The organism is Microbacterium sp. (genome assembly GCF_041909575.1).
GTDB lineage: Bacteria > Actinomycetota > Actinomycetes > Actinomycetales > Microbacteriaceae > Microbacterium.
Genome location: NZ_JAYRDE010000049.1, coordinates 1 through 4,136, shown reverse-complemented (window position 1 = coordinate 4,136; position 4,136 = coordinate 1). Strand labels below are relative to the sequence as shown.

Sequence of the window (4,136 nt, the reverse complement as noted above, 5' to 3'; positions counted from 1 at the left end):
CGGATCGACATAGCCGGGCGGAACCACGGGGTCGAGCAGGTACGTCTCGCGCTGCTCGGTCTCGATCGCGTACGTCCCGTCCGGCTCGACGGGCGCTGTGACGGGCGCACCGACCAGGTCGAGCACCGGAGCCCCGTCACCGTCGAGCAGCGCGATCTCGGTGCCGGGCGGGACGGGGGCGCCCTCGGCGCCTGTGATCGTGCCGGTGATCGTGGCCTTCGGCGCCGGCGCGGCGAGCGTGAGGCTGTAGGTCGGGAACCCGTCGCGCGGGCCGAACATCAGCTCGATGCTGCGTAGCGGCACTGTCGGGCGGAACCAGCCGTACGCTCCTGCCGAGTCGAGTGTCGTCACCGTCGCCGAGCGCAGCGTGCTGCCGCGCAGCGTGCCGGGAACGTAGTTCACTCCGTCGAAGGTCTCGGGCGCCGTGACCCACACGGGCGGCTCGAACAGCAGGCCCGGCGTGCTGCACGCGCTCGGACGAGGCGATCCCAGGCAGGAGTTCCCGGCTGACTGGAAGCCGAGCTCGTCGATGCTCAGCGGAACGGTGCGCGCGGCATCCGCCCATGCCCTCACGAAGACCCAGTCCGCGTCGATGTCGCCCAATGCGAAGCCCCATCCCGCGGGCGGCGGCGCGGCGAAGTCGAGGTTCGTGATCGACGGCGCCTGGCTCGCGGCCGTCGTGATGTTCAGGTACGGCTGGTTGCGGCTCGTGCCGAATTCGGTGCCGAAGGCGCTCGTCGCGTTGTAGTAGCTGCTCGCACCCGAGAAGGTCTGCACGGATGTCGCGGACGAGGTGACCGTCGTGTCGGGGAAGCCGGCCGACGCCGGAAAGGACGGCGTCGCGGTGAAGACGCCCGACGAACCGGCCACGCTCCAGGTCGGGTAGACGCCGAACTGGTCTGCGGGAAGAGCGGCGGCCGGGCCTGCGGCGAAGACGAGTGCGAAGACGGCGACCGCCGCGGCAGCCGCGCGTGCCCCCCGGAGCGCGAACATGCGCGTGAGCCTAGCAGCGGCGTGTGACCGGCGGCCAACCGCTCACACCGGCAGCTGACGGTCTCTGGCCGCCGCGCGGTCGGCAGCGACCGGCGGCGGGGGAGCGTCGAGCGCCCGCAGCATCCGCTCCAGCACCTCGCGCAGCTCCTCGCGCGCCGGCGAGGCGAGGTCGGTCGTGTACTCCACGCCCGCCGGGATCCAGGTGAGGCCGTACATCGTCTCGCGGAAGTCCGCCCCGCCGACGGGCCAGCGAGTGCGGCCGTCGCCCTCGTCGGTCGCGCCCTGCCCCCACTGACCGAAGATCGCGCGCATGTCGTCGAGGGGGAGGTCCATCACGGCATCCGCCTCCACCGCCTGGCGCACCCACGAGCGCGCGACGAAGATGAACTCCTCGATCTGCTCCGGCGTGAGAGGCCGCGGTTCGAACAGCACGCGCGTGTGCTCGACGCCGGTGAGCCGGTCGACGCGGAACGTGCGCCAGTCGGCCTTGTCGATGTCCCAGCACAGCAGGTACCAGTGCCGGTCGGCGGGAGCGAGGGCGTGCGGCTCGACGCGCCGCACGGTGACCTCGCCGGACGCCGCGGTGTAGGTGAACCGCACGCGCTCGTGGTCGCGGCACGCGAGCGCGAGTTCGCCGAGCACCTCGCTCGACACGGCCGCACCGGCGTTGAGCCCCGCCGGCTGCACGGTCTCGGCGAGCGCATTGACGCGACGGCGCAGCGGCGCGGGAAGCACCTGCTCGAGCTTCGCGAGCGCCGTGATCGTCGTCTCGGGACCACTGACGAGACGCTGGGATGCCGCGACCCGCAGGCCGATCGCCATGGCCACGGCCTCTTCGTCGGTGAGGAGCAGCGGAGGCACGGCGCTCCCCGCCTCGAGCCGGTACCCGCCCGCGGCGCCGGAGATCGACTCGATGCGGTAGCCCAGTTCGCGCAGCCGCTCGACGTCGCGCCGCACCGTGCGCTCCGTCACGCCGAGCCGGTCGGCGAGCTCCGACCCCGGCCAGTGCCGGTGGGTCTGCAGCAGGTTGAGCAGCGAGAGCGCTCGGGTGGTCGTATCGGACATGAGTCAAGATTTTCACACATTGCGGACCGTATCTGTCCGCAATGACTTCTACCCTTGCGGCATGTCGAACGAACCGATCATCGAAGCGCAGGGTCTCACCAAGCGCTTCACCGTCAAGAAGAAGACCGTCGAGGCGGTCACCGACCTCACGTTCCAGGTCGCCCGCGGAGAGCTCGTGGCGTTCCTGGGGCCCAACGGGGCAGGCAAGTCGACCAGTCTGCGCATGCTCACCACCCTCATCCCGCCGACCTCGGGCACGGCCCGCGTCGTCGGCTTCGACATTCTGCGACGCCCCGCCGACGTGCGCGCCCGCATCGGGTACGTCGGGCAGCTCACCAGCGGGAGCTTCGCCCAGCGCGCCCGCGATGAGCTGCTCAGCCAGGGCGCGTTCTACGGGATGTCGAAGGCCGCGGCACGCACGCGCGCCGACGAGCTCATCGAGTCGCTGGACCTGGCAGGGTTCGCGAACCGCTCCGTGCAGCAGCTGTCGGGCGGCCAGAAGCGCCGGCTCGACGTCGCACTCGGACTGATGCACGCGCCACCGCTCATCTTCCTCGACGAGCCCTCCACCGGACTGGACCCCCAGAGCCGCGCCAACCTGTGGCAGCACATCCTGGACCTGCGCACGAAGTACGGCACGACGGTCTTCCTCACCACCCACTACCTCGAAGAGGCCGACCGCTACGCCGAGCGCGTCATGGTGATGGACAAAGGCCGGGTCATCGCCGACGACACCGCCACCCGGCTCAAGGCGAACCTGGCGGGCGACCTGCTCACCCTCGGCTTCGCGACGGAAGCGGATGCCGCAGCCGCCGTCGCCGCCGTGCAGAGCCTCACCGACCGCGAGGTGCGTCAGGACGCGGCATCCGTCACCCTGACCGCCCCCGCCGGAGACGCCCTGCTGCCGGCGGCGGTCCGGGCTCTCGATGCCGCGGGCATCCAGGCGCAGCGCGCGACGGGCGTGCCGCCGACGCTCGACGACGTGTTCCTCGCGCTCACCGGACGCACCCTGCGCGAGGCCGGCGAGGGCGAGCCGTCGGATGACGAGACAGAGGAGAAAGCGGATGCCTCGGCCGAGGCATCCGTCATGGAAGGAGCCGAACGATGACCATCGAGCAGACCGAGGCGCGCGGCGACACCGCCGTGCGCGCCAACCCCGCCCGCGACACCTGGAATGTGCTCACGCGCGAGCTGAAGCCGGTGATGCGCGATCCGTTCACGCTGATCTTCAGCCTGGTGCAGCCGCTGGTCTTCCTGGGTCTGTTCGCGCCGCTCCTGATCGGCTCGTCGGGGCAGCCCGTGGGGGAGACCCTGCAGTGGTTCGTGCCCGGCGTGCTCGTGATGATCGTGCTGTTCGGCACCGGCGCGACGGGGTCGAACCTCCAATACGAGATGATGACGGGCTCGCACGAGCGCACCCTCGTCGCCCCGCTCGCCCGGTCGTCGCTGCTGGTCGGCCGCGCCCTCAAGGAGGTCGCGCCGATCGTGGTGCAGGCCCTCCTCATCGTGCTCATCGCCTGGCCGTTCGGGTTCACGATCAACGTCCCGGGGCTCGTGATCGGGCTGGCGCTGCTGGCCGTCTTCGGCGTCGGGCTCGGATCCCTCTCGTACACGCTCGCCCTCAAGACGAAGGACCGGGAGTGGCTCTTCTGGGGCGTGCAGCAGACGCTGATCTTCCCGCTGCTGATCCTGTCGGGGATGCTGCTCCCGCTCGACGACGGGCCCGCCTGGATGCGTGCGGTCGCTGCCGTGAACCCGGTCAACTGGGTCGTGCAGGCCGAGCGCGCGCTGTTCGCCGGCGACCTCGGCGCCATCGAGGTGCTGTGGGGCTGGATCGCCGCCCTCGTGCTCGCCGCCCTCGGCCTGTGGGCCGGCATCCGGGCGATGCGCAAGAGCAGCTGACCCGCAGGAGTATCTCGCCGAACACGTTTCGAGGCGCGCCGACCGCGTCAAAACCACTGGTCGGGGCGGGGTAACTTAGTCCAATGACGATGGCGACACGGCGAGGCATCCTCGCCGTCGTCACGTCGGTCGTGCTGCTCGCCCTCGGACTCGGGCTCGGCGTCGTCGGGGGCGAG

General features: G+C 71.0%; 3 protein-coding genes and 1 pseudogene. 2 read left to right on the top strand and 2 right to left on the bottom strand.

The annotated features are described in order from the left end of the window. Positions 1 to 993, bottom strand: a pseudogene (locus tag ACE3O1_RS08530) (hypothetical protein); the annotation flags it as partial. 42 nt (positions 994 to 1,035) lie between these two features. Beyond that, on the bottom strand, positions 1,036 to 2,058 hold the full coding sequence (locus ACE3O1_RS08525) for a helix-turn-helix transcriptional regulator (protein ID WP_374314460.1): 1,023 nt from the start codon (positions 2,056 to 2,058) through the stop codon (positions 1,036 to 1,038). Positions 2,059 to 2,119: 61 nt separating this feature from the next. Between ACE3O1_RS08525 and ACE3O1_RS08520 the strand changes: the two genes are divergently transcribed. Continuing rightward, entirely contained in the window at positions 2,120 to 3,166 is a 1,047-nt protein-coding gene (locus ACE3O1_RS08520) for an ATP-binding cassette domain-containing protein (RefSeq protein ID WP_374314457.1), read from the top strand. Beyond that, positions 3,163 to 3,960 carry an ABC transporter permease gene (locus tag ACE3O1_RS08515; RefSeq protein WP_374314455.1) on the top strand — a complete coding sequence of 266 codons (798 nt, stop codon included), beginning with the start codon at positions 3,163 to 3,165 and terminating at the stop codon, positions 3,958 to 3,960. The genes ACE3O1_RS08520 and ACE3O1_RS08515 overlap by 4 nt, the downstream gene beginning before the upstream one ends. Positions 3,961 to 4,136 lie beyond the last annotated feature (176 nt).